At 62.4% G+C, this 26,232-nt stretch carries 25 protein-coding genes and 1 pseudogene; 13 read left to right on the forward strand and 13 right to left on the reverse strand.

Annotation, left to right across the window (positions count from 1 at the left end):
• Positions 1-25: 25 nt before the first annotated feature.
• From J5N58_RS05810 to J5N58_RS05850, 9 genes are all read right to left on the reverse strand, one after another.
• Positions 26-703 carry an HAD family hydrolase gene (locus tag J5N58_RS05810; RefSeq protein WP_113442372.1) on the reverse strand — a complete coding sequence of 226 codons (678 nt, stop codon included), beginning with the start codon at positions 701-703 and terminating at the stop codon, positions 26-28.
• Positions 704-710: 7 nt separating this feature from the next.
• Entirely contained in the window at positions 711-2,195 is a 1,485-nt protein-coding gene (locus J5N58_RS05815; RefSeq protein WP_113442229.1) for a mannitol dehydrogenase family protein, read from the reverse strand.
• A 46-nt stretch (positions 2,196-2,241) separates the two neighbouring features.
• Positions 2,242-3,018: an L-iditol 2-dehydrogenase gene (locus J5N58_RS05820; RefSeq protein ID WP_113340632.1), complete on the reverse strand. Its 777-nt coding sequence runs from the start codon at positions 3,016-3,018 to the stop codon at positions 2,242-2,244.
• On the reverse strand, positions 3,015-4,013 hold the full coding sequence (locus J5N58_RS05825) for an ABC transporter ATP-binding protein (protein WP_112828627.1): 999 nt from the start codon (positions 4,011-4,013) through the stop codon (positions 3,015-3,017). The genes J5N58_RS05820 and J5N58_RS05825 overlap by 4 nt, the downstream gene beginning before the upstream one ends.
• 11 nt (positions 4,014-4,024) lie before the next feature.
• Complete coding sequence (locus J5N58_RS05830; protein ID WP_112828626.1) at positions 4,025-4,855, reverse strand: carbohydrate ABC transporter permease; 831 nt, start codon at positions 4,853-4,855, stop codon at positions 4,025-4,027.
• Between the two features lies 1 nt (position 4,856).
• The gene (locus tag J5N58_RS05835; protein ID WP_113442228.1) at positions 4,857-5,729 is read right to left on the reverse strand and encodes a carbohydrate ABC transporter permease; all 873 of its coding nucleotides are present in this window, start codon (positions 5,727-5,729) and stop codon (positions 4,857-4,859) included.
• A 209-nt stretch (positions 5,730-5,938) separates the two neighbouring features.
• Complete coding sequence (locus J5N58_RS05840) at positions 5,939-7,252, reverse strand: ABC transporter substrate-binding protein (RefSeq protein ID WP_112828624.1); 1,314 nt, start codon at positions 7,250-7,252, stop codon at positions 5,939-5,941.
• Positions 7,253-7,405: 153 nt separating this feature from the next.
• Positions 7,406-8,359: a sugar-binding transcriptional regulator gene (locus tag J5N58_RS05845; RefSeq protein WP_112828623.1), complete on the reverse strand. Its 954-nt coding sequence runs from the start codon at positions 8,357-8,359 to the stop codon at positions 7,406-7,408.
• A gap of 68 nt (positions 8,360-8,427) precedes the next feature.
• On the reverse strand, positions 8,428-9,099 hold the full coding sequence (locus tag J5N58_RS05850; RefSeq protein ID WP_113457615.1) for a spermidine synthase: 672 nt from the start codon (positions 9,097-9,099) through the stop codon (positions 8,428-8,430).
• On the opposite strand from J5N58_RS05850, the gene J5N58_RS05855 reads away from it, so the two are divergent.
• The 3 genes from J5N58_RS05855 (at position 9,098) to J5N58_RS05865 (ending at position 10,876) form a co-directional block, all read left to right on the forward strand.
• On the forward strand, positions 9,098-9,238 hold the full coding sequence (locus J5N58_RS05855) for a hypothetical protein (RefSeq protein WP_244710007.1): 141 nt from the start codon (positions 9,098-9,100) through the stop codon (positions 9,236-9,238). The two genes, J5N58_RS05850 and J5N58_RS05855, sit on opposite strands and share 2 nt — an antisense overlap.
• Before the next feature lie 508 nt (positions 9,239-9,746).
• Positions 9,747-10,289 (forward strand): homoprotocatechuate degradation operon regulator HpaR, encoded by a 543-nt coding sequence (hpaR, locus tag J5N58_RS05860; RefSeq protein WP_112828806.1) that lies wholly within the window; start codon positions 9,747-9,749, stop codon positions 10,287-10,289.
• A gap of 116 nt (positions 10,290-10,405) precedes the next feature.
• Entirely contained in the window at positions 10,406-10,876 is a 471-nt protein-coding gene (locus J5N58_RS05865; RefSeq protein WP_112828621.1) for a MarR family winged helix-turn-helix transcriptional regulator, read from the forward strand.
• Positions 10,877-10,897: 21 nt separating this feature from the next.
• On the opposite strand, the gene J5N58_RS05870 is transcribed toward J5N58_RS05865, so the two are convergent.
• Positions 10,898-12,247 (reverse strand): sigma-54-dependent transcriptional regulator, encoded by a 1,350-nt coding sequence (locus J5N58_RS05870; protein WP_244710009.1) that lies wholly within the window; start codon positions 12,245-12,247, stop codon positions 10,898-10,900.
• Between the two features lie 4 nt (positions 12,248-12,251).
• Positions 12,252-14,081: a sensor histidine kinase gene (locus J5N58_RS05875; protein WP_244710012.1), complete on the reverse strand. Its 1,830-nt coding sequence runs from the start codon at positions 14,079-14,081 to the stop codon at positions 12,252-12,254.
• 246 nt (positions 14,082-14,327) lie between these two features.
• On the opposite strand from J5N58_RS05875, the gene J5N58_RS05880 reads away from it, so the two are divergent.
• Positions 14,328-15,659, forward strand: a complete 1,332-nt coding sequence (locus tag J5N58_RS05880; protein ID WP_112828618.1) for a dicarboxylate/amino acid:cation symporter — start codon at positions 14,328-14,330, stop codon at positions 15,657-15,659.
• An 81-nt stretch (positions 15,660-15,740) separates the two neighbouring features.
• On the opposite strand, the gene J5N58_RS05885 is transcribed toward J5N58_RS05880, so the two are convergent.
• Positions 15,741-16,049 carry a ribbon-helix-helix domain-containing protein gene (locus tag J5N58_RS05885; RefSeq protein ID WP_113340627.1) on the reverse strand — a complete coding sequence of 103 codons (309 nt, stop codon included), beginning with the start codon at positions 16,047-16,049 and terminating at the stop codon, positions 15,741-15,743.
• Between the two features lie 214 nt (positions 16,050-16,263).
• Here J5N58_RS05885 and J5N58_RS05890 point away from each other — a divergent pair, with 214 nt between their 5' ends.
• The 3 genes from J5N58_RS05890 (at position 16,264) to J5N58_RS05900 (ending at position 18,998) form a co-directional block, all read left to right on the forward strand.
• Positions 16,264-16,659: a VOC family protein gene (locus J5N58_RS05890; protein WP_244710014.1), complete on the forward strand. Its 396-nt coding sequence runs from the start codon at positions 16,264-16,266 to the stop codon at positions 16,657-16,659.
• 131 nt (positions 16,660-16,790) lie between these two features.
• Complete coding sequence (locus tag J5N58_RS05895) at positions 16,791-17,321, forward strand: gluconate 2-dehydrogenase subunit 3 family protein (protein WP_244710016.1); 531 nt, start codon at positions 16,791-16,793, stop codon at positions 17,319-17,321.
• Positions 17,322-17,426: 105 nt separating this feature from the next.
• Positions 17,427-18,998, forward strand: coding sequence for a GMC family oxidoreductase (locus J5N58_RS05900; protein ID WP_112828615.1), 1,572 nt, complete (start codon positions 17,427-17,429; stop codon positions 18,996-18,998).
• Between the two features lie 109 nt (positions 18,999-19,107).
• Here J5N58_RS05900 and J5N58_RS05905 read toward each other — a convergent pair whose 3' ends face one another.
• Entirely contained in the window at positions 19,108-20,307 is a 1,200-nt protein-coding gene (locus J5N58_RS05905; protein WP_244710018.1) for a ceramide glucosyltransferase, read from the reverse strand.
• A gap of 240 nt (positions 20,308-20,547) precedes the next feature.
• On the opposite strand from J5N58_RS05905, the gene ung reads away from it, so the two are divergent.
• The 6 genes and pseudogenes from ung to J5N58_RS05935 all read left to right on the forward strand — a co-directional run bounded on the left by ung (position 20,548) and on the right by J5N58_RS05935 (position 26,195).
• Entirely contained in the window at positions 20,548-21,252 is a 705-nt protein-coding gene (gene ung, locus J5N58_RS05910) for a uracil-DNA glycosylase (protein WP_244710020.1), read from the forward strand.
• A 113-nt stretch (positions 21,253-21,365) separates the two neighbouring features.
• A pseudogene (locus tag J5N58_RS05915) lies at positions 21,366-22,652 on the forward strand (NAD(P)/FAD-dependent oxidoreductase).
• Positions 22,653-22,768: 116 nt separating this feature from the next.
• Complete coding sequence (locus J5N58_RS05920) at positions 22,769-24,196, forward strand: aldehyde dehydrogenase family protein (protein WP_113424550.1); 1,428 nt, start codon at positions 22,769-22,771, stop codon at positions 24,194-24,196.
• A 143-nt stretch (positions 24,197-24,339) separates the two neighbouring features.
• On the forward strand, positions 24,340-25,248 hold the full coding sequence (locus tag J5N58_RS05925) for a DMT family transporter (protein ID WP_113424551.1): 909 nt from the start codon (positions 24,340-24,342) through the stop codon (positions 25,246-25,248).
• Positions 25,245-25,634 carry a RidA family protein gene (locus tag J5N58_RS05930; RefSeq protein ID WP_112828609.1) on the forward strand — a complete coding sequence of 130 codons (390 nt, stop codon included), beginning with the start codon at positions 25,245-25,247 and terminating at the stop codon, positions 25,632-25,634. Before J5N58_RS05925 ends, J5N58_RS05930 begins: the two co-directional genes overlap by 4 nt.
• Before the next feature lie 162 nt (positions 25,635-25,796).
• Positions 25,797-26,195, forward strand: a complete 399-nt coding sequence (locus tag J5N58_RS05935; protein ID WP_113340619.1) for a DUF1236 domain-containing protein — start codon at positions 25,797-25,799, stop codon at positions 26,193-26,195.
• The last annotated feature ends 37 nt before the right edge of the window (positions 26,196-26,232 follow it).

The following is a 26,232-nucleotide window of genomic DNA, read 5'->3' on the forward strand; positions in this document are numbered from 1 at the left end:
CGTGGCCTGTTTCCGTCCCGTTTTTTCATTTTTGCACAAGGTGGAGCAATTCGGCCATGTCGTCAAACTGCCGGTCCGGTCGAAGGGCTGCAATTTCGTCGCGATAGGCGGCAAGCGTCGTGTGCGAGCCTCCGGTGAAGGCGAAGACGGTCATGCCGGCTGCCTTTGCGGCCATGATGCCGGCGGGGCTGTCTTCGATCACGACGCAGTCGCGGGGGGCAAAACCCATGGCGGCGGCGGCATGAAGAAAGAGATCAGGCGCCGGCTTGCCGTTTTTGACCATCGTCGCGCTAAAGAGATGTGGCGAGAAACGGTCCATCAGACCTGTGACCGTCAGCGACAGGGCGATACGCTCCGGCTGGCTGGACGAGGCAACGCACCAGCGGATACCGGCTGCGGCCAGCGCATCGAGCGCTTCCGCGATGCCGGGCATCGGTTTGAGCTCGCTGCGGAATCTTGCATAGAGGGCGTTCCTCAGGTCGAGGAGGAAGGGTTCTCCGATTTCGAGCGAAAATTCGTCGCGTGCCGTCGCAATCACCGCCGCAAGGCTCTTGCCGAGAAAACGCCGATGGGCATAGTCTGCATCGATTGTCACGCCGGCCTGCCGGAAGGCATCGACGAGAACGGCGAGCGAGATCGGCTCGCTGTCGACGAGCACGCCGTCGCAATCGAAGATGACCAGCCGTTTGCCGTCCTTCCCCATCATCGGATCAGGCCGCGAGCCTGCCGTCGAGATAGCGCTTCAGCGTTTCCGCGGTGCCGACCTCGCGGAGCGTTGCGAGCGCATGGCTGAAGCGTTTGATGAAGAGCGGGTTCTGGCCGACCGCGCCGAAGATATCGCCAAGCGCCAGGAATGCCTTCGGGTCGTCGCGGGAGGCAAGGGCTGCCTTCTGCAGGCGCTCGGCGCTTGCGTCGTTGAAGGCGATGGTCTTTCCGCCGTCCGACTTGCCCTCGAAATAGCGGCACCAGAGCGCCGAGACCAGCGCCAGCCCAACGACATCCAGTCCCTTGTTCAGGCGGTCGGCGGTGGAGGGCAAGATGAATTTCGGCTGGCGGTTCGAGCCGTCCTGGGCGAGACGTGGAATGGTGTCGCCGATCTTCGGATTGGAAAAGCGGCGTTCGATGAGCTGGAAATAGTCTTCGAGGCTGGTGTCCGGCACCGGCGGCACAACGGGGATGATTTCGTCTCTCTCCAGCTTGGCGAGGAAGGCACGGACCAGCGGTTCCTCCATCGCCTCGTGAACGAAATGGATGTCCATCAGCGCGGCGGGATAGGCGATGGCCGCATGGCCGCCGTTCAGGATGCGCAGCTTCATCAGTTCGTAGGGCGCGACATCCGGCACGAAGGTGACGCCGACTTCTTCGAGCGCCGGGCGGCCGAGCGGAAAGCGATCCTCCAGAACCCATTGCTTGAACTCCTCGCAGAAGACCGGCCAGCCGTCCTCGATGCCGTAGGTATCGCGGGCGATGGCGATTTCGCGTTCGCCGGTTGCCGGCGTGATGCGGTCGACCATGGAATTGGGAAAGGCCACGTTTTCATGGATCCAGTGGGCGAAGTCGGCATCCGATAGTTTCGCAAGGCCGGTGACGGTGGCCTCCGTCACTTCGCCATTGCCGGGAATGTTGTCGCAGCACATGACGGTGAAGGGCGGAATGCCCTTGGCCCTGCGCGCCTTCAGACCGGCGATGATGAGGCCGAACACGGTCTTCGGCTCTCCGGGATTGGCGGCGTCGGCCACCATGGCCGGATGGCCGGGGTCGAACTTGCCGGTTGCCGGATCGATGAAATAGCCGCCCTCGGTGATGGTCATCGACACGATGCGGATCGCCGGATCGGAAAGGGCAGCGATGATATCGCCGAAATCCGGGGCGGCGATCATACCCGTCATCGGGCCGGTAACCATGGCGGAGCTGCGGTTGATGTCCTGTTCGACAACCGTCGTCAGATAATCCTGCTCCTCCAGAGTTTCCTTCATCTTTCGGTCGGACGGCAGGACGCCCGCGCCGAGAATGGCGAAATCCATGTCCCGGCCCTGGTTGAAGAGCTCGTGGAGATAGACGGCCTGATGGGCGCGGTGGAAGTTGCCGACACCGAAATGCAGGATGCCGGCCTTCAACTGTTCGCGGCGATAGGCCGGAACGGCTGCGTTCCTGGAGATTTCGGCAAGGTTTGCCAGCGATAGCTTGCAGGTCATTTCGGTCGTCCTCGAAAGCGAGACATGTTGTCTTTGAAGGCGGTCTTCAGTTCATCCAGTTGCCGCCGTCGACGTTATAGGTCTGGGCGACGATGTAGTCGGCTTCCGCCGTGGCGAGAAAAATCGCCATGCCCGTGAGATCCTCGGCCCGGCCCATGCGACCGAAGGGAACAGCCTCGCCGACGAGCCGCTTCTTTTCTCCGATAGGGCGCTTCTCGTAGCGGGCGAAGAGCGCATCGACGCCGTCCCAGTGTTCGCCGTCGACGACTCCAGGTGCGATGGCGTTGACGTTGATGCCGTGCTTGATGAGGTCGAGACCGGCTGACTGGGTGAGCGAGATGATCGCGGCCTTGGTGGCGCAGTAAACGGCGACGAGCGCTTCGCCGCGCCGCCCCGCCTGGCTTGCCATGTTGACGATCTTGCCGCCCTTGCCGCGGGCGATCATCGATTTCGCGACGGCCTGCAGTGTGAAGAGCGAGCCCGCGACATTGATCGAGAAGAGCCTGTCATAGCTTTCGCGGGTGATTTCGACGATTGGCGCAAGGTCGAAAAGGGCGGCGTTGTTGATGAGAATGTCGATGCCGCCGGTTCTCTCCTCCACCGCCTTGACGGCGGCGTCGATCGAGGCCTGCTCGGTGACGTCGAGCAGCACCGGATAGGCCTCATCCCCGATCTCTGCGGCAGTCTGGCTGGCGCGTTCGAAGTTAATGTCGGCGATGGCGACAGTTGCTCCTTCGCGGACATAAGCTTCCGCGAAGGCGCGGCCGATGCCGCGCGCCGATCCGGTAATCAGCGCCGATTTGCCCTGAAGTCTGCCGGTCATGCTGCAAGTCCCTTGTCATTGAAGCGATGGATGCGGTCGGTGTCGGGGCTGACGAACACCGTGTCGCCGCTCCTTGCCGCGAACTCGCCGCCGGCGCGGGCGGTGATCTGGCCGATGCCATCCACCGTGATGTGGAGGAAGGTGTCGGAACCCAGATGTTCGGCGACCGCGACCTTGCCCTTCCATGTTCCGCTTTCGGTCGAAAGCGTCACATGTTCCGGCCGTATGCCGATGGTGTGGGCGCCGTAGGCCGCTGCCGTCTGGCCGGAGATCAGGTTCATGCGGGGCGAGCCGATGAAACCCGCGACGAAGAGATTGGCCGGATTGCGATAGAGCTCCAGCGGCGAGCCGACCTGTTCGATACGGCCCTTGTTCAGGACGACGATCTTGTCCGCCATGGTCATGGCTTCGATCTGGTCGTGCGTGACATAGATCGAGGTGGCCTTGAGCTGATGATGGAGCTCGGAGATTTCGAGCCGCATGTTGACCCGGAGCGCCGCATCGAGGTTCGACAGGGGTTCGTCGAACAGGAAGCATTCCGGCGAGCGGACGATGGCGCGGCCGATCGCGACGCGCTGGCGCTGGCCACCCGAAAGCTGGCGGGGCTTGCGGTCGAGATAGTCGGTGAGGTTCAGGATGCGCGCGGCGTCGTTCACCTTGCGGTCGATCTCGGCCTTGTCGACACCGGCCATCTTCAGCGGAAAACCGATATTGGAGCGCACGCTCATATGCGGGTAGAGCGCATAGGATTGGAACACCATGGCAAGGCCACGATGGGCGGGCGCCTTTTCGGTCGCGTCCTTTCCGTCGATCAGGATGCGGCCGCCGGAGACATCTTCGAGGCCTGCGATCAGGCGGAGCAGGGTGGACTTGCCGCAGCCGGAAGGACCGACGAAGACGACGAATTCGCCATTATTGATCTCAAGGTCGATCGAGGGAATGACGGTCGCCTCGCCGAAGGACTTGGAGACATTTTCGAGCTTGATGCTACCCATGTGCGTGTTCCTTATTTGACGGCGCCGAAGGTCAGACCGCGGACGAGCTGTTTCTGGCTGAACCAGCCGAGAATGACGATGGGCGCGATCGCCATGGTCGAAGCGGCGGAGAGCTTGGCGTAGAAAAGCCCTTCGGGGCTGGAATAGGAGGCGATAAAGGCGGTGAGCGGCGCGGCCTTGGAAGCCGTCAGGTTCAGCGTCCAGAAGGCTTCGTTCCAGGAGAGGATGATGTTGAGGAGCACCGTGGACGCGATGCCGGGCACGGCCATCGGCGTCAGTACGTAGACGATTTCCTTCATCAGCGATGCGCCGTCCATGCGGGCCGCCTCGAGGATCTCTCCGGGGATTTCCTTGAAGTAGGTGTAGAGCATCCAGACGATGATCGGCAGGTTGATGAGGGTCAGCACGCCGACGAGGCCGGTCCGGGTGTCGAGCAGTCCGAAGTCGCGGAAGAGGATGTAGATCGGCACCAGCACACCGACCGGCGGCAGCATCTTGGTGGAGAGCATCCACATCAGGATGTCCTTGGTGCGCTTCGTCGGCGAAAACGCCATGGCCCAGGCGGCCGGAATGGCGATGATGAGGCCGAGCAGAGTGGAGCCGAACGAGATCACCACCGAGTTCATGAAGTGGCGGAAGTAGTTCGAACGGCTCTGCACTTCCGCATAGTTCTCCGTCGTCCAGTCGAAGAACAGGAAGGAGGGCGGCGAAGCGATGGCTTCGGCTTCCGTCTTGAAGCTTGTCAGGAAGGTCCAGAGGATCGGGAAGAAGATCAGGATGCCGAGCGTCCAGGCGATGGCGGTCCAGGCGACTTTGCGGCGGGTGGAAATAGCGCGTGCCATGTCAGCTCTCCAGATTCTTGCCGATCAGGCGGATGAGGAAGAAGGCGACGATGTTGGCGAGCACCACGGCGACGATGCCGCCGGCGGATGCGCCGCCCACGTCGAACTGCAGCAGCGCCTGGGCATAGACGAGATAGGTGATGTTGGTGCTCTGGTAGCCGGGACCGCCATTGGTGGTGACGAGGATTTCGGCGAAGACCGAGAGCAGGAAGATCGTCTCGATCAGGATCACCACCGTGATGGCGCGGGCCATATGGGGCAGGATGATATAGATGAGTTTGGAAACGGGGCCTGCGCCATCCATCTCGGCGGCTTCCTTCTGTTCCTCGTCGAGCGATTGCAGCGCGGTCAGAAGGATCAGCGTGGCGAAGGGCAGCCACTGCCAGGCGACGATCATGACGATCGACAGCAGCGGATAATTGGCGAGCCAGTCGACCGGCTGCAGGCCGAAGAGCTTGGCGATCCAGGCGAAGAGCCCGTTGACCGGGTTCATCAGCATGTTTTTCCACACCAGCGCGGAAACCGTCGGCATGATGAAGAAGGGTGCGATCACCAGAATGCGCACGATGCCCTGGCCGAACATTGGCTGGTCGAGCAGCAGGGCGAAGGCAATGCCGCCGATCACGGTGATGGCGAGAACGCCCCCGACGAGCAGCAGGGTGTTGGTCAAGGCCGCGAAGAAGGCCGGGTCGGTCAGGAAGAACCGGTAATTCATAAAACCGGCAAACTCTTCCATCCCCGGCATCAGCAGGTTGTAGCGCAGGAAGGAGAAGTAGACCGTCATCACCAGCGGCACGATCATCCATGCCAGCAGGAGCAGAACGGAGGGCGCCATCATCAGGCGCGCCGAGGAGTGGGTGTGCGTAGTCGCCATGACGGTCCCGCGCCTTTCTCGATCTCGGTGTTCAACTCTCGGCGACCCATGCCGGTCCACGTCGGCGAGGGACACTGAGCCATCGCCCGGTTCCTCGATGTCGCCGGTAAAAAAAGAAGCGGGAGAAAGGAGGAGAGCTGACGCTTCTCTTTCTCTCCCGCTCCAGGCGGGCCGGACGCTCTCGTCGTCCGGCCACAGTCCACGGGAGTTTACTTGATGTAACCGGCCTTCATCATTTCGCGCTCGGTCAGTTGCTGGGCATTCTTGAGCGCCTGGTCGACGCTGACCTGTCCTGCGAGGGCGGCAGAGAACTGCTGGCCGACGGCGGTGCCAATGCCCTGGAATTCCGGAATGGCGACGAACTGCACGCCGACATAGGGAACGGGCTTGACCGAAGGGTTCTTCGGATCGGCGGCGTTGATCGAGTCGAGCGTCATCTTCGCGAAGGGTGCTGCCTTCTGGTATTCCGGGTTTTCATAGAGCGAGGTGCGGGTTCCCGGAGGAACGTTGGCCCAGCCTTCCTTGTCGGCGACCAGTTTCAGGTAGTCCTTGCCGGTTGCCCAGGCGATGAACTTCTCGGCGGCTCCCGCCTTCTGAGTGCCTGCCGGGATTGCGAGGTTCCAGGCCCAGAGCCAGTTGCCGCGCTTGCCGAGGCCGGCGTCGGGAGCGAGCGCATAGCCCACCTTGTCGGCGACCGTGGATTCCTTCGGGTTCGAGACGAAGGAGGCTGCCACCGTTGCATCGATCCACATGCCGCACTTGCCGGTCTGGAAGAGTGCCAGGTTTTCGTTGAAGCCGTTGGAGGAGGCGCCCGGAGGGCCGGCGTCCTTCATCAGATTGACGTAGAAGTCCAGCGTGGTTTTCCATTCCGGCTGATCGAACTGGGGCTTCCAGTTCTCATCGAACCAGCGGGCGCCGAAGGCGTTGGAGGTGGCGGTGAGGAAGGCCATGTTCTCACCCCAGCCGGCCTTGCCGCGTAGGCAGATGCCATAGACCTCGTTGGCCTTGTCGGTCATCTTGCGGGCCGCATCGGCGATGAAGTCCCAGGTCGGAGCGTCGGGCATGGTCAGGCCGGCCTTTTCCATCAGGTCCTTGCGGTACATGACCATCGAGCTTTCGCCGTAGAAGGGCGCGGCGTAGAGCTTGCCGTCCTCTCCCGTCAGGCCCGAGCGGATCGCCGGCAGGAGGTCGTCGACGTCGTAGTCGGCGCCGAGATTGTCGAGCGGCAGGAGCCAGCCCTGCTTGGCCCAGATCGGAACCTCGTAGGTGCCGATCGTCAACACGTCGAACTGGCCGCCCTTGGTGGCGATATCGGTCGTCACCTTCTGGCGCAGCACGTTTTCCTCGAGCGTCACCCATTCGAGGTCGATGTCCGGATTCTTCGCCTTAAAGTCGTCCGTCAGCTTCTGCATCCGGATCATGTCGCCGTTGTTGACGGTGGCGATGGTGAGGGTTTCGGCGGAAGCCAGGCCAGCCATGGCCAATACCGAGCAGGCGCCCAGCAGGATCGTCTTCAATGTCATATCTTCCTCCCAGAAGAAAAATGAGCATTCGCTTTGCTCGTGAGCAATTTCTCACTTTGCTGCGGACAGAGTCAATGCCGATTCCATGCTGCAGCGCCGAAGGTGACGGTTAAGCCGCTTCATTTGAAAGGAAAAATGTTGTTATCGGGGATGTCAGGGAAGCAGCAGAAAGCGGGCTGCATCCTCGTCCGTAATGAGCGCATTGATATGGGCGCCACGCAACGCGGCGCGAATGGCCGCATGTTTGCGCCTGCCGCGGGCCAATCCGATGACGCAGGAGGTCTCCCGCGAAGGCAGCGGAATACTGGCCACCCGCTCGTTGACGGGGTTGTCGAGCAGCCTGCCGTCCGCATCGAATGTCCAGCCGCAGATCTCGCCGGTCGCGCCCGCCTGCATCAGGCTTTCCACTTCCTGCGGTTGCAGGAAGCCGTCCAGCAGGAGAGGGGCCTGCGGGTCGATTTCACCGATGCCGACGAAGGTCACATCGGCCTTTGTGCCGAGCGTGATGGTCGGCCGGACGAGCGCCTGCTGGTGCAGGAGTTCCCGTTCTGCCCGGGAGGAAACGAGCACCGGCAGCGGCATGGGGAAATGGCGCGCCTTGATCGCGTCAGCCATGGAGAAGATGACGTTGTAATAGGCAGCGGAGCCGTCGGGGCTGATATTGCCGGTGAGCGACACGATGCGGTGTTGCGGACACTCCATCGGCGACAACTGGTCGACGGCGGCGCGCAGCGTACGTCCCGTGCCCATGGCGATGATGAGCGGTTCGGGTTGCTTCAGCCAGCGCTCCAGTTCGGCGGCACCGGCTTCGGCAACACCGGTCGGGGCCGCATCTGAACCGGGGTCGGTGGGGACGATCTCGACCTGTCGCAGTCCATATTTCTGCTTCACCGCCTCCGCGAGTTCCATGCAGACCGCGATCGGATGGTCGAGACGGACCTTAATCAGCTTTTCGGCGACGGAGAGAGACACGAGGCGCTGGGCACTCTGGCGGGAAATGCCCATGGCGGCGGCGATCTCGTCCTGGGTCCGACCGGCGACATAATAAAGCCAGCCGGCGCGGGCCGCATCGTCAAGCCGTCCGAGATTGCCAGCTCTTTTCGCCATCGAAATCCTTTGCTCGATTTTGAGTAGCGTTGCAGCCGTTTGGTGTCAATTCGGCGGTTGCGGGGAGGTCACCGTTTGCTCGCCAGCCAGATGACGTGGCGAGCGCCGCCGCGCTTGCCGTTGGCGCGGGTATTGACTTCCTTCACGGCAAAACCGCTGCCTTGCAGGCGGCGGGTGAAGCCGGCATCGGGGCCTGACGACCAGACGGCCAGCACGCCGTTTGCCCGAAGCGCGGTCTTCGACGCATTCAGGCCGCCGAAATCGTAGAGACCGTCATTCGAGGCGCGGGTCAGGCCATCCGGACCGTTGTCCACGTCCAGCATGATGGCATCGAATTTGCCGGGGGACGTGCGGATGAGCGCGCCGACGTCGCCTTCATGGACCCGAACGCGCGGATCGTCGAGGCTGCCCTTGAAGATTTCGGCCATCGGGCCCCGCGCCCATGCGACGACGGCCGGCACGAGCTCCGCGACGGTGACTTCCGCATCCTCGGGCAGGACGGCAAGCGCCGCACGCAGGGTGAAGCCCATGCCGAGCCCGCCGATGAGCACGGCCGGGCGTTTCTTGTCCTTGATATGCTCGCAGGAAAGCGTGGCGAGCGCCTCTTCCGAGCCGCTGAGGCGGCTGTTCATCAACTCGTTGGTGCCGAGCATGATGGAAAATTCGGTTCCCCGCTGCTTGAGACGCAATTCACCGCCGCCCGGAATGCTGGCGATATCGAGCTGCTTCCAGGGGATCATGCCGGTCTTTCTTGCTGTCTGCGGGCGTTTCGCGCTCTCCTATCACGAGCAGACGCCATACTTCAATCGAGGGATGAGCGGCGATGTTGTCGCTCACTCTGCCGGCGATCCCGTCGCGGACGTTTCGGGTGTCTTTTGATGGGAGCGGACAGCCGCCGTATCGACCGGGCGATTCGGTCTTTGCAGGCGGGCGGCATTTGCGTGCCCTTAAACGAGAAATGCCGGTAATGGCGTCCTCCCACGCCAACCGGCACTCTCCTCCCTCCCGGAGTTTTTGAAGCCCCCTCCCGTCCGGCACCAAGTGCAGCAGACGGCCTCCTCGAGGGGTGAAAGCGAACTTAACAAGTTAATAAGATGGCATTCGGAGAAGATTGTCAAGGGGTTGAATCGCGAAGCTGCGCTTTAATGATTAACGTGTTAATCATGTGTGGATAACGGTGCTTCGGTCCCGGACGGATGCCGTTGGCTGCGGTGGCGCCGTCCGCGCGGCCAATCCCGTTTTCCCGGTGGATGCGCATTCTTGCCGGTGGCGGGCAATGATTGGTATAGAGACGCCAAACAAAGGCATATGAGTTATTCTTGAAATTATAAGGGGCCCCGTCCTTGCATCTCTTTCGATGCGGCGGCGGGATTTCCGTGGGGACGGCATGGTGGACAAATACGGAGAGGGCGACGAGGGCCAGAGGGATGGCGGCGCGGGCACGCAACGATTGCGGCTGCGCCATTTTTCGCGGTCCATGCCGATGCTCCTGTTGCGAGCCCGTGAATCCGTCATGAAGCATTTCCGCAATGCGCTACGCATGTACGACATCACCGAGCAGCAGTGGCGAATCCTGCGTGCGCTGGTCTCGGTGAAGGAAATCGAGGTGACGGAACTGGCGCGCGCCACGTTCCTGCTCGGGCCAAGCCTGTCGCGAATTCTCAAGGAACTCGAAGGCCGCCACCTGATCGAGCGCCATCCTGACGAAAACGATCTGCGCCGTGCCCGCATTTCGATCAGCGCGGCAGGCCTCGAACTGATCGAGAAGATGACCCGTCATTCCGACGAGATCTACAGCGAGATCATCCATGCCTACGGGGCCGAGCGGATGCGCGACCTGCAGAAGCTTCTCGAAGAGCTTGAGGGCGCCATGGCGCAGGTCGATGTCTCCGAAGTGGATGCCGCCGCCGGCTTCGTCGCCGACGATTGAACCTGTCTTCTTTCGGCATGTTACCTGTGGCAGCCGGTTATTTCCGCCCTATCTAAGCGCGTCAGATGACGCCCAGCGGTTCCGCGGGGCTCCGCGGACGAGGCCGGGAGGCCGGTATGAGCATATCGAAAATCGCGCATAGCCCGGGACACCTGATCCGCCGCCTGAACCAGGCGGCCGTCTCGCTCTTCCTCGAAGAGGTCGGCCGGGCAGGATACGACCTTACACCGGTTCAATATGCGGCCTTGGCCGAGATCGAGGTCGCGCCCGGGATCGATCAGGCGACGCTTGCGGCACGTATCGCCTATGACCGCGCCACCATAGGCGGGGTGGTCAGCCGCCTGGTCGGCAAGGGGCTGGTGCATCGCGGCACCAGCAGCCAGGACCGGCGCGCCAAGCAACTCCATCTCACGGAGGAGGGAAAGCGTGTTCGCAACGATATCGAGCCGCTGGTCGAGAAGGTGCAGCAACGCATTCTCGCCGGGCTTTCGGTCGGCGAAGGCGAGGTGCTGGTGAAGCTTCTCTACAAGGCGGCGGAGGCGAGCAACGAGCACAGTCGCGCGCCGCTGCGCATCGACGACGAATAGCGCGCGTCCTTTGGAGCATTCCTATTCATAGTCCGCCCGATTGATGCCGTGCCGCTGCAGCTTGTCGTAGAAGGTCTTGCGGGGAATCTGCAGCGCCTCAATCGTGCGGCGGACGTCGCCGCCGTTCTCGATCAGCGCCGCGCGGATCAATTCGGCTTCGTGCTGTTCCATTCTCTCCGGCAGGCTTGCATGGCCGTTGGACGCTATTGCGCCCGAGGTCGGGGAGGACGCGGGCGCCTCGGCGAGGCCGAGGGCCACCCGCTCCGCATAATGGGCGAGTTCACGGACATTGCCCGGCCAGGAATGGCTTTCGAGATGTCGGTGCACGGCGGATGTCAGCCGCGGTACCTCCCTGTGGAAGCGTTCGGCGGCGCGGGTCAGGAAGTGGGAGAACAGGAGAGGGATGTCCGCCCGCCGCTCGCGTAGCGGAGGAATGGAAACCGTCACGACATTGAGGCGGTAGTAGAGGTCCTCGCGAAAATCGCCGCGCTCCGCCGGATTGCCGAGATCGACCTTCGCCGCGGCGACGACCCGGAGGTCGACGGGACGCACCTCGTTGGTGCCAAGCGGGCTTACTTCCCGCATTTCCAGAACGCGCAGCATCTTCACCTGCGTCGCGACCGGCATGCTTTCGATCTCATCGAGGAAAAGCGTGCCGCCGCTTGCATGTTCTATGCGGCCGATGCGCTTCTTCTGGGCGCCGGTGAAAGCACCGGCCTCGTGGCCGAACAGTTCGCTTTCGATCACCGTTTCCGGCAGCGCACCGCAGTTGAGGGCGACGAAATTGCCGCTTCGCCTGCGGCTCCAGCGATGCAGCAGGGTTGCCACGACCTCCTTGCCGCTTCCCGTCTCGCCGGCGATCAGCACGTCGACATCGGTGTCGGCGATCTGGCGGAGTGTCTGGCGCAGGTGTTCCATGGCGGGCGTCTGGCCGATGAGCGGCAAGTCGTCGCTGCTTTCCTCCGCCGCCTTCCGCAACGCCCGGTTCTCCAGCACCAGACGGCGTTTCTCGACCGCACGGCGCACGGTCTGCGCCAGCCGGTCCGCCGGAAACGGCTTGGCGATGAAGTCGTAGGCGCCGTCATGCATCGCCTGTACGGCCATCGCGATGTCGCCGTGGCCGGTAATCAGGATGACGGGCAGGTCCTGATCGATGGTCTTGATGCGGGCGAAAAGCTCCAGTCCGTCCATGCCGGGCATGCGAATATCGGTCACGACCACGGCGGGAGATGCGGCCGAAAGCATGCCGAGGGCAGACTTGGCATCGGCATGATCCTCTACCGCGAAGCCGGCCAGTTCCAGCGTCTGCCGGGTGGCCCGGCGCAGGTCGGCGTCGTCGTCGATGAGGATGATATCGGTCTTGTCCTGCATGGTCTCAGGCTCGTTTCAGGGTCACGGTGAAGGTTGTGCCGTTCGGGCCACTGTCGACGGCGATGCGTCCGCCATAGTCCCCGACAATATCCTTGGAGATCACCAGCCCGAGGCCGAGGCCGCCTTCCTTGGAGGTGTTGAACGGCGTGAACAGACCTTTGAGGATTTCGGGCGGGATGCCGGGGCCGTTGTCGGTGACGACGATTGCGGCTTCGCCTTCGTTGCTCTCGCCGAGGCATACATCGATGCGGCCGTCGGCGCGGCCGGCTATGGCTTCGAGCGCGTTCTGGAAGAGGTTTATCAGCACCTGTTCCAGCCGGACACGGTTGCCGAGCACGTGAATGTTGGCGGGGATGTCGGCGACGCGCAGCATGTCGAGGCGGCCGGAGAACCGGCTCCTGAGCAGCAGCAGCGCGCCGTCGATCACGGTTTTCAACGCCACCGGTTCCGCAGCCGCGCGACCCTTGCGGGCAAAGGTCTTGAGTTCGTCGGTGATCGTGCCGATGCGCTCGGTGAGCCTGGCGATGAAGGCAAGATTTTCCGCGGCCGGTTCGCTCTGGCCGCGCGAAAGGAAGGTGCTGGCATTGTCGGCATAGGCGCGGATCGTGGCGACCGGCTGGTTGATCTCATGGGCGACGCCGGCCGCGACCTGGCCGAGAATGGCGAGGCGGTTTGCCTGCACCAGTTCCTGCTGTACCTTCTGCAGTCGCGTTTCGGTGGCGCGATGTTCCTCGATTTCCGTTTCCAGCCGGTCACGGGCGAGGCTGAGCTCTCCCGTCCGTTCCCTGACCTTGCGCTCCAGTTCGTCCCGGGCCGCCCTCTCTTCGGCCTCGCGCTGGCGCGTGCGCTGCGAGCGGAAAAGCCAGAAGGCGGCAAGGCCGACAAGCGGCAGCAATCCGGCAAGCGCCAGCAGGCGGCCTTGCAGCGCGCCCGCTTTCAGTGCGGCGTCGGCCGGCACCAGAAGGTGCAGGCTCCATGGCGTGGTCGGTACGGGCAAGGCGAGTGCCAGAAAACGTCCGGTTTCCCTCATGCCAGACGCATTGACCCTGACGAGGGGCGTGCCGCCCGCCTGAAGCGGCGGCGCAATCGGCAACATCGTCAGGGAGGCCTCGCCGAATTGCAGGCTCTCGCGGATCTCCTCGCGCTTTTCGGGGGAGATTGCGGCGATCGAGGAAAAACGCCATTCCGGCCTGCTGGTAATCAGCACGATGCCGTTGCGGTCGGTGACGAAGGTCGGCTTTCCGGAAAGACCCCAGTCCTTTTCCAGTCCATCGAATTCCACCTTGACGACGACGACGCCGAGCGCCCTGCCATCGCCGCTTTCGACCCGGCGGGAAATGTAAAGGCCCGGCCGTTTGCTCACGGTTCCGAGCGCGTAGTGCTCGCCGCTGCCCGTCGCCATCGCACGGGTGAAATATTCCCGGAAGCTGTAATCGTTGCCGACGAAACTGTCCGTCTGCCGCCAATTGCTGGCCGCCATGGCGATGCCATTCGGCGGGATGACGTAGATGACCGCAGCCTGGCTGTCCTCTACCAGTTTTTCGAGTTTCCGGTTGAGATGGGTGATAGCGCCCTCGCTTTCGGTGAAAAGCGCGCTGCGCAGCTCGGCATCGTCGGCCAGCACCATCGGTAGGGATCGCGGCCGCTCCAGAACGGCCTGGAGCAATGCGCTCTTCAGCGCCACGTCGTTGCCGGCGTCTTCCGAGAGCGTCACCAGGGCCTCGTCGCGGCCGACGCGGCCCGCATAATAGGAGCCGCCGGCGAGAATGAGCGCCGCGACAAGGGCAAAGACAGCCCAGGCGGAATGATCCTTCATCTTGAGGCGAGAGAACATGGCTTCACTGTGCGTCAAATCGCACGGAAAGCCAAGAGATTTGTGCGGAAAGTCGCACTCTTCATGAGGTTGTGGCAATTCTGTGAATGCTTAATCTCATTTATATCAATGGCTTATTCGATATTTCGCAATTCTGGCACAAGTCTTGCTGCTCGGTAAATACAACGCTGAACCGTTGCTATCGTTCATATCGCTGTGCCCGGGAGGCCGGAACTCGTTCCGACAGGGTACGAAACGGAGGACATCATGAATATCCCATCCGCGGCCCCGATTTCCGGGGGCAAGCAGCCTTTGTACAAGCATCTCTACGTCCAGGTTCTGGCGGCGATCGTAGCCGGCATCCTGCTCGGCCATTTCTATCCAGATATCGGCACGCAGTTGAAGCCGCTCGGCGACGCCTTCATCAAGCTCGTCAAGATGATTATCGCGCCGGTCATCTTCCTGACGGTTTCCACCGGCATTGCAGGCATGACCGACATGAAGAAGGTGGGTCGCGTTGCCGGCAAGGCGATGCTCTACTTCCTGACCTTCTCGACGCTGGCGCTGGTTGTCGGTCTCATCGTCGCCAACGTCATCCAGCCGGGTTCGGGCATGCATATCGATCCGGCCTCGCTTGACGCCAAGGCGGTCGCTTCCTACGCCGAAAAGGCCCATGACTCGAGTATCATCGGCTTCCTGATGAACATCATCCCGACGACCATCGTCGGCGCCTTCGCCGATGGGGATATCCTGCAGGTGCTGTTCTTCTCGGTGCTCTTCGGTATTTCGCTGGCGCTGGTCGGCGAACGCGGCCAGCCGGTCACCGACTTCCTGCATGCCGTCATCAACCCGGTCTTCAAGCTGGTCGCCATCCTGATGAAGGCCGCCCCGATCGGCGCCTTCGGCGCGATGGCGTTTACCATCGGCAAGTACGGCATCGCGTCGGTCGCGAACCTCGCCATGCTGATCGGCACCTTCTACCTTACCTCCATCCTGTTCGTGGTGGTGGTTCTCGGTGCCGTCGCCCGCTACAACGGTTTCTCGATCCTCGCGCTCATCCGTTACATCAAGGAAGAGCTGCTTCTGGTTCTCGGCACGTCTTCTTCCGAAGCCGCGCTTCCCGGCCTGATGAACAAGATGGAAAAGGCCGGCTGCAAGCGCTCGGTCGTCGGTCTCGTCATTCCGACCGGCTATTCCTTCAATCTTGACGGCACCAACATCTACATGACGCTTGCCGCGCTGTTCATCGCCCAGGCGACAGACATCCACCTGTCGCTCGGCGACCAGATCCTGCTGCTTGCCGTTGCGATGCTGAGCTCGAAGGGTGCTGCCGGGATCACCGGCGCCGGCTTCATCACGCTTGCCGCGACCCTTTCGGTCGTCCCGTCCGTTCCGGTTGCCGGCATGGCGCTGATCCTCGGCATCGACCGCTTCATGTCGGAATGCCGAGCGCTCACCAACTTCATCGGCAATGCGGTTGCGACCGTCGTCGTTGCGCGTTGGGAAGGCGAGCTCGACGAGCAGCTCTTCCATGCGGCTCTCGGCGGTGTCGTCTATGAGGACGATGTCAAGCGTCCCGAGCTGCAGGCAGCGGAGTAAGCGTTCGTTCGGCGCCAACCCAAGACGGCGACCCAATGCAAAGCGCGGCCCGACCTCGAAGCGGGCCGCGTTTTTTATTGCCTATTCCGCAGCGATGATGTGGAAGGGCTGCTGCACATCCGGCTGCTGGGCCTTGCCCATCAGGTAAATCAGACAGCTTGTCCTCAAAAGCGAGGCGAAATTGGACACCGTGCCGTTCCGCTCCAGCGCTTCGTCATAGAGTGTGGAGAGAAAGCGCGAGGTCGACATCGACTGTCCCGCCGCGATCTCGTCGATCAGGTCCCAGAAGGCTGCCTCGATCTGGATGCTGGTCGAGTGGCCGCCGATCCTCACCGAGCGATTGACTGCGCGGTAGCGGGCCGGGTCCTGTCCGGCAAAGACTTCACACATGGCATGCTCCTCCGGCGTTTCTTGTTTTGAGCCATTATGGGACCGGGCGTGACCGCGGTCAATTTCGCAAATCGCCGTAACGCTTTCCCTCAAACGGAAAGAATACGAAAAAAAACACTCGAAATCATGCATGCGGTAGTGGGCTGCTACCCGATTTGCCGCCGTCATAGGAAACTCTTCAGCATCGATGAAATGCATGAATCAGGAGTTGCCCTTGGCGAAGATGATCCATTCGATGATCCGGGTGCTGGAAGAAGCCCGGTCCGTCGCGTTCTACGAACAGGCTTTCGGACTGCAGATTGCCGAAAGGTTGGATTTCGACACCTTCACGCTGATCTATCTCAGCAATGCGGAGACGGAATTCGAGCTCGAGCTCACCGTCAACAAGGGCCGCGAGGAAGCCTACGAGCTCGGCAACGGCTACGGCCATCTCGCCGTCAGCGTCACCGATCTCGATGCCGAGCACAAGAGGCTCACGGATCTTGGGCTCAACCCGAACAAGATCGTCGAGTTCAACCGCGATGGCGCGCTCTTCGCCCGCTTCTTCTTCATCACCGATCCGGACGGCTACAAGATCGAGGTCCTGCAACGTCACGGACGGTTCAAGTGATCCGTGTCGTCGGAGGGTTGGAGGACTTTCCGGCCGTACGATGACATCGGGCGGCGCGTTCGCGCGCCGCTCCTGACGGACCGGAGGATGAGGGTCCGTCGATTGCCACAAGACCTTGGGAGGAGACTGACGTGGTAACGCTTTACGAAAAGACCAACGGGCTTTCGCGCCGCGACCTGCTGAAGACCGGCAGCGTGGGTGCGCTGCTCGTCATCAGCGGTTCGGCGGTGATCTGTCCGCAGGCGGCCTGGGCGCTCGAAGCCAAGGCCCTCAAGCCCGAAACCATGGCGACGCTCATCAAGCTCGCCCGCGATATCTATCCGCACGACCAGCTTGCCGACCGTTTCTATGCGGTCGCCGTCAAGGGGCAGGACGATCTCGCGGCAAAGGAGCCCGCGCACAAGAAGCTGGTGGAGGAGGGCATCGCCGATCTCGACAAGCGCGCCGGCGCCGGCGGCTACTTCGGCCTTGGCTGGGAGGATGAGCGCGTGGCGATCCTGCGCGACATCGAGAAGACGCCCTTCTTCCAGGCGGTGCGGGGCGACCTCGTGGTCAGCCTCTATAACCAGAAGGAGCTGTGGCCGATCTTCGGCTACGAGGGCGAGTCCTTCTCGAAGGGCGGCTATATCCACCGCGGCTTCGACGATCTCGAATGGCTCTGACGCCCCGATTGCATACCGACGATCCAAGCCGCCCGAGGAGACCCGCCGATAGCGGGGCGGCGGCGCATTGAGGACATTCCCGACTGATATTCCTGGGAGGAAACCATGGCAGCGCCTTATGATCTCAACGACGACAGCGTGGTCGTCATCATCGGTTCGGGTGCCGGCGGCGGAACGCTCGGCAACGAACTTGCCCAGAAGGGCATCGACGTCGTCGTTCTCGAGGCCGGTAACCGGATCGAGCACGAAGACTTCATCAATGACGAATGGGACAGCTTCGCCCAGCTCGCCTGGCTCGATCATCGCACCACGGGCGGCGGCTGGCGCGTGGCGAAGGACTTTCCGAACCTGCCGGCCTGGATCGTCAAGGCGGTCGGCGGCACCACCACCCACTGGGCGGGCGCTTCGCTGCGTTTTCAGGAACACGAGTTCAAGACGCTCACCCATTACGGCAAGGTGGAGGGCGCCAACCTTCTCGACTGGCCGATCACGCTCGCGGACCTCGAACCCTATTATGCCAGGGCAGAAGACAAGATGGGCGTGACCCGCACCAACGGCATCGAGGGACTGCCGGGGAACAACAACTTCAAGGTCTTCAAGGCGGGTGCCGACAAGCTCGGCTATCAGGAGTGCCATACCGGACGGATGGCGATCAACTCCGCCGACCGCGACGGCCGTGTCGGCTGTCAGCAGACGGGATTCTGTTTTCAGGGCTGCAAGTGGGGCGCCAAGTGGTCGACGCTTTACACCGAAATCCCGAAAGGCGAGGCGACCGGCAAGCTGGAAGTCAGGCCGAATTCTCATGTGGTGAAGATCGAGCATGACAAGTCCGGCAAGGTGACGGCGGTCGTTTATGCCGACAAGGACGGCAAGCTGCAGAGCCAGAAGGCCCGCATCGTCGCGGTCGCCGGCAATTCGATCGAAAGCCCGCGATTGCTGCTCAATTCGCATTCCTCGATGTTTCCGGACGGGCTTGCCAACTCGTCCGGTCAGGTGGGCAAGAACTACATGCGCCACACGACCGGCTCGGTCTATGCCGTGTTCGAGAAGCCGGTACATATGTATCGCGGAACGACCATGGCCGGCATCATCCGCGACGAGGCGAAGCACGATCCGTCGCGCGGCTTCGTCGGCGGCTATGAGCTGGAAACGCTGTCGTTGGGGCTTCCCTTCATGGCGGCCTTCCTCGATCCCGGCGGCTGGGGTCGTTCGTTCACCTCGGCGCTCGACAATTACGCCAACATGGCGGGCATGTGGATCGTCGGCGAGGACATGCCGCAGGAGCAGAATGCGGTGAAGCTGCACAAGGAACTGAAGGACAAGTACGGCATGCCGATCCCGGATGTCTGGTTCACCGATCATCCGAACGACGACGCCATGCGCAACCACGCCTACAAACAGGGCATGGCGCTCTACGAGGCGGTCGGGGCGACCCGCTCCTTCCCGACACCGCCCTATCCCTCGACGCACAATCTCGGCACCAACCGGATGAGCGAGAAGGCGCAGGACGGCGTGGTCAACAAGCATGGCCAGACGCACGACATCAAGAACCTGTTCATCTCGGACGGCAGCCAGTTCACCACAGGCGGAGCGGAGAACCCGACGCTGACCATCGTGACGCTGGCGATCCGGCAGGCCGAATACATCGCCGGCGAAATGAGCTCGGGCGTGATCTGAGGAAACCTCCCTGCGGGCGGGGGTGGCGCTTCGGCATCGCCTCCGCTCGCAGGGTGCCTTTCATCCGTTGCGTTTCCTGCAAGCGGCGGGGGTGTCGGCGGGCGCTGCCCTAATGCCGGAATGCCGCCGTGAGCGTTCTCGCACGCTCCCGTGTCTTATCGACGACACGGCGGATACGGGTTTTGGCCGATGACGTTTCGGTTTCCTCGGCGGACGCTACCGACATGGCGTTGCCGCGCCAGACGAAGCCGTTGCCGAACCATGCGGCGATCCAGAGAACCGGAAGCGCGAGATCGCGCATCGCCATGGCCGGCAGGCTGAGCCTGCCCATATGCCAGCCGAAGCTGCGGTTCATCAGGATTTCCCCGGAATACCAGGCGGAGACATAGAGGAAAGCACTCAGTGCCGTGCAGGTGCCGGAGGCGACGAGAACCATCAACGCTAGGAGAGGCAAGGCACAACCGGTAAAGAGTTCCGGCACGAAGTAGAGCGGGAAGGATGCTCGGCGCAGGCGAGCCCAGCGCAGCTGGCGCTTCCAGACGGAGGCGAGATTGCGCTCTCCGAGCGGCTGAAAGAAGGGCTCCTTCACCAGCCTGACCTTCAGTCCCATTTCCCGGATGAGCGCCGTTGCCGCCGCGTCCTCGGCCACTTCCTCGCCCAGGCGCTCGAATCCTCCGGCCCGCGCCATGATCTGGCGGTTGAGCAGCATGGTCTTGCCCTGGGCAAAGCCGAGCCCGATGGCATCGGCCAGCAATTGCCAGCGCGCCTGGAAGCTGTTCAGCCATGCGCATTCGATTTCCGCCGAGACGCCTTCGGGCGACGATCCGACCGGCGGTGAGCAGACGAGGCCGGTGCCGGGAAGCCAGCGTGCGAAGAGTCTCTGGATATAGTCTTGGGGCATCAGCACGTTGCTGTCGGCGACGATGATCCAGTCGTGCCTTGCGGAGCGCCATCCCTTGACGACGTTGTTCAGCTTCGGGTTGACGCTGATCCTGTCCTCGCCGACCAGCAGGCGGGCCGGGATATGCGGATGGGATGCCATGCAGCGTCGGGCGACGGCAATTGCCGGATCGCCGGCGGCCGCGACGCAGAACACGATCTCGTAGTCCGGCCAGTCGAGCCGAAAGGCGGATGACAGCGTGGCTTCGAGATTGTTCTCAAGCCCGCAGACGGGCCTGACGATCGTCACGGCGGGACGGCTGGCGGGAAGAGGCTCTTCCCGTCCGTGGCTTCTCCAGATCAGCACCAGAACGATGCTGAGCAGATGGACAACAAGGGCTAACGCGCAGAACCATATCAGCAGAGTCATGGCACAACCTCACCGTATAAGATTCGGCATAGCATCGGCTTGTGACAGTTTGGCAAATATGGCTGTTATTGATTTTACCGGGACTAATATACCGCGCGGCTTCCTCTATATTGGCATGGTCGGGGAGGGGATTTGCGCTCTCCGCCTTCGCGACCGGCGGTATCGCCCTTTACGGGATTGACAGTTCCGTCATTCGTCCTTCAATCGCCTCGGAACTGAAACGCAGGACGGTGAGATCACATGACTTCGTCGGATGTCAGGCTTGAGGAAAGCTGGAAGCGGGTATTGGGAGCGGAATTTGCCAGCCCCTACATGCAGCAGTTGAAGGATTTCCTGGTTGCCGAGAAGGCGAACGGCAAGCGCATTTTCCCGAGGGGTAGCGAATATTTCCGCGCGCTGGATCTGACGCCGTTGCAGAACGTCCGGGTGGTCATCCTCGGCCAGGACCCCTATCACGGCGCCGGGCAGGCGCATGGCCTCTGCTTCAGCGTGCAGCCCGGCGTCCGTATTCCGCCGTCCCTCGTCAATATCTACAAGGAACTGGAAACCGACCTTGGCATTGCGCCGGCCCGTCACGGGTTTCTCGAAAGCTGGGCGCAGCAGGGTGTGCTGCTGCTCAACAGCGTGCTGACGGTGGAGGAGGCGCGCGCCGGCGCCCATCAGGGGCACGGCTGGGAACGCTTCACCGACGCCGTCATTCGGGCGGTCAATGACGAATGTGAAAATGTCGTCTTCATTCTGTGGGGCTCCTATGCGCAGAAGAAGGCCGCCTTTGTCGACCGCAACCGCCATCTGGTGTTAAAGGCGCCGCATCCGTCGCCGCTTTCGGCCCATAACGGCTTCTTCGGATGCCGGCATTTTTCCAAGGCCAACGAGTTCCTGCAGTCGCGCGGGCTGGAGCCGATCGACTGGCGACTTCCGGAGCGGGCGGAGAGCCCGCACTGATATCCTCCGGTGTCTGTTGATAGGGTGCATGCTCCCTAAAAATCTATTGATTTTGAAAAGTGCCGCGTTCAGTCTGCGCGGCAGTTAATTGATATATTTTCAGGATATTGATTATGACGCCGTCGCAGTTCTCCTGCCCTGTATGGAGGCGGCCCGATCGTGAGCGGATCGTTGTCGCGCCGGTCAGATCGCGCGAGGTGGTGGATCTCGTCGTCGTCGGCGCGGGTTTCCAGGGATTGTCGACGGCGCTTGCGGCGGCCCGCAACGGACTGGTCGTCAGGGTCGTGGAGGCCCGAGACATCGGTGAAGGTGCTTCCGGACTGAACGGCGGGCAGGTCATTCCCGGTCTCAAATACGATCCCGAATGACTGATTGCCCGCTTCGGAGAGGAAAAGGGCGAGCGCCTGATCGATTTCGCGTCGCGCACGGCGGATGCCGTCTTCGACCTCATCGAGGGCGAGGGGCTCGATGTCGAATATCTGCGCAATGGCTGGATACAGGCCGCCCATACCCACACCGCCATGGACAATGCCGAGGAGCGCACCACGCAGTGGCGCGCTCGCGGGGCCGACGTGACGCTGCTCAATGCATCCGATATCGCGCTGATGACCGGTGCGCACGGCTATCTCGGCGGCTGGCTCGACCGACGGGCCGGGGTCATCAACCCGCTCGCCTTCGTCTGCGAACTGGCGCGTCTTGCAATCGCAGCCGGTGCGCGCATCGCGACGAACGAGACCGTTACGGATCTGCGACAGGAGAGCGGTGCCTGGACGGTCCTGCTCTCCGGCGGCCATTCCATTTCAGCCCGGGCGGTTCTGGTTGCGACGAATGCCTATTCCGGCCGGCTCGTGCCGGGGCTGGCCCAAAGCATCGTGCCATTGCATTCCTTCCAGATCGCCACCGCACCGCTGAGCGAGGCGCAGCAGGAGATCATTCTGCCGCACGGGCAGGCCGTTTCGGACAGCCGCCGCATCCTCGTCTATTATCGGAAAAGCCCGGACGGGCGACTGGTGCTTGGAGGGCGGGGCCGCATGTCCGAGCCGCAGGGCGAGGAGGATTGGGATCATCTGCGACGGGCAATGCTGCGCATTTTTCCGGATCTCGCGGGCATTCCGGTCGAGCGCCGGTGGTTCGGACGGGTTGCGGTGACGCCGGACCACCTGCCGCATGTGCACGAACCGGAAAAGGGTCTGCTGATGGTGGCCGGCTGCCAGGGACGCGGCGTCGGACTGATGACGGCGATGGGGCCGCATCTTGCGACATACATCGAGACCGGGGACCGGGCCGTCTTGCCGCTGCCGGTGTCCGCCATCCATCCCATTCCTTTGCACGGCCTTCGACAGATCGGCGTGGCGGCAGCGATCACCTGGTATCGGCTGCTCGACAGTCTGGAGAAGTAAGTCCCCTTCATCGCTGGAGAATCTTCCAGCCTGTGACACGCCCGTCTTGCGGTCCACCCTGCCTTGACCGATAGTTCGCCGCGACAAATCCCCTTTCCTTTTTGACGGAGCCCGGCATGTCCCATCATCTGAAGTTCTTTATCGACGGCGCATGGGTCGATCCCGTCGTGCCCTCGGTCCTGGATGTGATCGACCCTTCGACGGAAGAAGCCTACACGCAGATTTCGGTGGGTTCGAAGGCCGATGTCGACAAGGCCGTGGCTGCTGCAAAGCGGGCATTCGCTTCCTTCTCGCTGTGGCCTGTGGCGGAGCGGTTGGCGCTGCTGAAGAAAATTCTCGAAGTCTATAACGAACGGTTCGAGGATATCGCCCAGGCCGTCAGCCAGGAAATGGGCGCGCCGCTTTCCTTCGCCCGCGAGGCGCAGGCCTGGGCCGGTCGCGCGCATATGGAAGCCACCATCGCGGCGCTGGAAACCTATGAGTTCAGCGAAAAGCGCGGCTCTACCACGGTCGTCAAGGAGCCGATCGGTGTCTGTGCGCTGATTACGCCGTGGAACTGGCCGCTCAACCAGATCGTCTGCAAGGTGGCTCCGGCGATTGCGGCCGGCTGCACGGTTGTGCTGAAGCCGTCAGAGATCGCTCCCATTTCGGGTGTTGTCTTCTCGGAGGTGATGGAGGCCGCCGGCGTGCCGAAGGGCGTCTACAACATGGTGCAGGGCACCGGTCCCGATGTCGGTCAGGTCATGGCCGGTCATCCCGATGTCGACATGGTTTCCTTCACCGGCTCTACCCGCGCCGGCATCATCGTTGCCAAGACGGCCGCCGATACGGTCAAGCGCGTGGCACAGGAGCTTGGCGGCAAGTCGGCCAACATCATCCTGCCGGACGCGGATTTCGAGACGGCGGTGCGAAAGGGCGTTCAGGGCTGCTTCGGCAATTCCGGCCAGTCCTGCGATGCCCCGACGCGCATGCTGGTGCCGGCCGAGCGTCACGACGAAGCCCTGGGCTATGCCAAGTCGGAAGCCGAAACATTCGTGGTCGGCGACCCGCGTTCGGACGAGACCGTGCTCGGTCCGGTGGTCAGCCAGTTGCAGTTCGACAAGATCCAGCGGCTGATCGAGGCCGGCATCAAGGAGGGGGCGACGCTGGTGACGGGTGGTCCCGGCCGCCCGGAAAACCTCAATCGCGGCTACTATGTCCGTCCGACCGTCTTCGGCAATGTCAGCAACGACATGACGATCGCACGGGAAGAAATCTTCGGGCCGGTGTTGTCGATCCTGCCCTACAGGGACGAGGAAGAGGCCGTGGCCATCGCCAACGACACGGTTTACGGGCTTGCGGCCTATGTGCAGTCGCAGGACATCGCCCATGCCCGAAAGGTGGCAGCCCGCATGCGGGCGGGCTCCGTTTACCTCAATTATCCGGAGTGGGATACGTTTGCGCCTTTCGGCGGCTACAAGCAGTCCGGCAACGGCCGCGAATATGCCGACTGGGGCATTCATGACTTCCTGGAGATAAAGGGCATCGTCGGCTACGGCGACTGAGGCCGTCGCTACGGCGGCGAAGAAAGGCTTGCCGCGAAGGCGGGCCTTTCTTCTTTCCGCGACCGAAACCGCCGCAGCCCGCGCTTGCCGCTGCCGGTCAGCCGCGATACTCCTTCACGCATCTCATTCAGACTGGTTTTTCCATGACCCTCGACGACCCCCGGCAATATCGTCTCGGCGTGATGTATGTTGCGACGTCAGCACTTGCCTGGTCCTCGTCCGGCCTGTTTATCCGATCGATCACGACCGACGTCATGACCATGCTGTTCTGGCGGGGCCTGGTGTCGGGGAGTTGCGTGCTCCTCCTGTTCTTCTATCTGGAGCGTGGCGCGGCGTTTTCGATCCTTCGGCGCATGCGCTCCCCATCGCTTCTCGCGATGTTCTTTTCCGCCATCAGCATGATTACCGGCATCGGCTCGATGTATTACACCTCGGTCGCCGATGCGATGGTGATCTATGCCACGGTGCCCTTCGTCACCGCGGCGGTGGCCTATCTCTGGATCGGGGAAAAGCCGACGCGCTCGACGCTGATCGCCAGCGCTGTCGCGGTCTGCGGCGTGCTGGTCATGCTGGCCGACAGCGGCGGCGAAGAGGGTGGGCTTTTCGGCAAGGGGCTTGCCGCTCTGATGACGCTCTCCGTCGCCGCTCTCGCAACCGTCATGCGCAAGCATCGCGGCGTGCCCATGCTGCCGGCGATGGCGGGCTCGGCCTGGCTCTGCTCGCTTATGACCTTCTGGTTCGCCGCGCCTTTCTCCGTCAGCGCCGGAGATATGGGGCTTATCGTCGTCTTCGGCATGGTGCAGAATGCGCTCGGTCTCATCCTCTATACCGCCGGTTCGCGCCGTCTTCCGGCTGCGGATGCCAGTCTGCTGACTTCGCTCGAGGTGCCGCTGACGCCGCTGTGGGTCTGGCTGGTCCTCGGTGAAACGCCCTCGGCAGCGACGCTCGTGGGCGGCCCGATCGTGCTGGCGGCATTGTTCGGCCATATCTTCTACGAAGTCCGGCGAAACCGGAGCGACGCCGCTGCGAGCCCAAGGAGCGAAACCCCGTGAAACGTATCTTCAATCCGCCATCCGTTCGACCGCCGTTCGGAAACTACAATCACGGCCTGCTGGTGCCGCCGGGCGCCAGCCTGCTGGTAACCTCCGGCCAGCTGGGCATTGCCGTCGACGACAGCATTCCCCCGGATGTCACCGGCCAGGCGGAACTCTGCTTTGAGGCAATCAAGGCGATCCTCGATGAAGCCGGCATGAGTTTTGCCGATGTCATCCGCATTTCCGGCTTCGTCACGAAGCGCGAGGATTTTCCCGCCTATATGGCCGTTCGTGACCGCTACACGCTGGAGCCAAAGCCGGTATCCACCCTCATCGTCGTCGGCGGCTTCACCCGCGCCGATTTCCTGGTCGAGGTGGAAGTGACGGCGGCAAAGGTGTTCTGATTTCGTTTCTTCGTATCTTTGAGTTGAAACTGAAAATATCTTTTGCTTCGTCCGGAAAATGAGGCGTTGTCTACCTATTTTTCGGGGTGAATCTCGCCGGAACAAATCTCTGTGATTGGTGTTGTTTCTTCATTGGCATGACAGAAACGAAAGGAACTCGCCATGACCATGAAGATTCTTGCTGCTTCTGCAGCATTACTTGCGCTTGTCGGCGCGCCGGCACTGGCGCAGGAGGGCACCGTAACGGGGGCCGCGGGCGGCGCCGTCACCGGCGCCATCGTGGGCGGCCCGGTCGGAGCGGCGGTAGGCGGTGTTGTCGGCGCGGTTGCCGGCACGGCTGTCGATCCGCCACCGCAGCGCGTCGTCACCTATGTGGAACAGCAGCCCCTGCCGCCGCAGCCGATCGTCATCCAGCAGCCGGTCGTGATCGGTGAACCCTTGCCGCCGGAGGTCGTACTCACTCCAGTGCCGGAGGACCCGACCTATGCCTATGCTGTGGTGAACAACCAACGCGTGATCGTCGATCCGGAAACCTATGTGGTGGTTCGGGTGCTGCAGTAGGTGGAGCATGTAGCGGATAAGCGGGCCGGCCGGTGTT

Source organism: Paenirhizobium cremeum (assembly GCF_022884085.1).
Lineage (GTDB): Bacteria > Pseudomonadota > Alphaproteobacteria > Rhizobiales > Rhizobiaceae > Allorhizobium > Allorhizobium cremeum.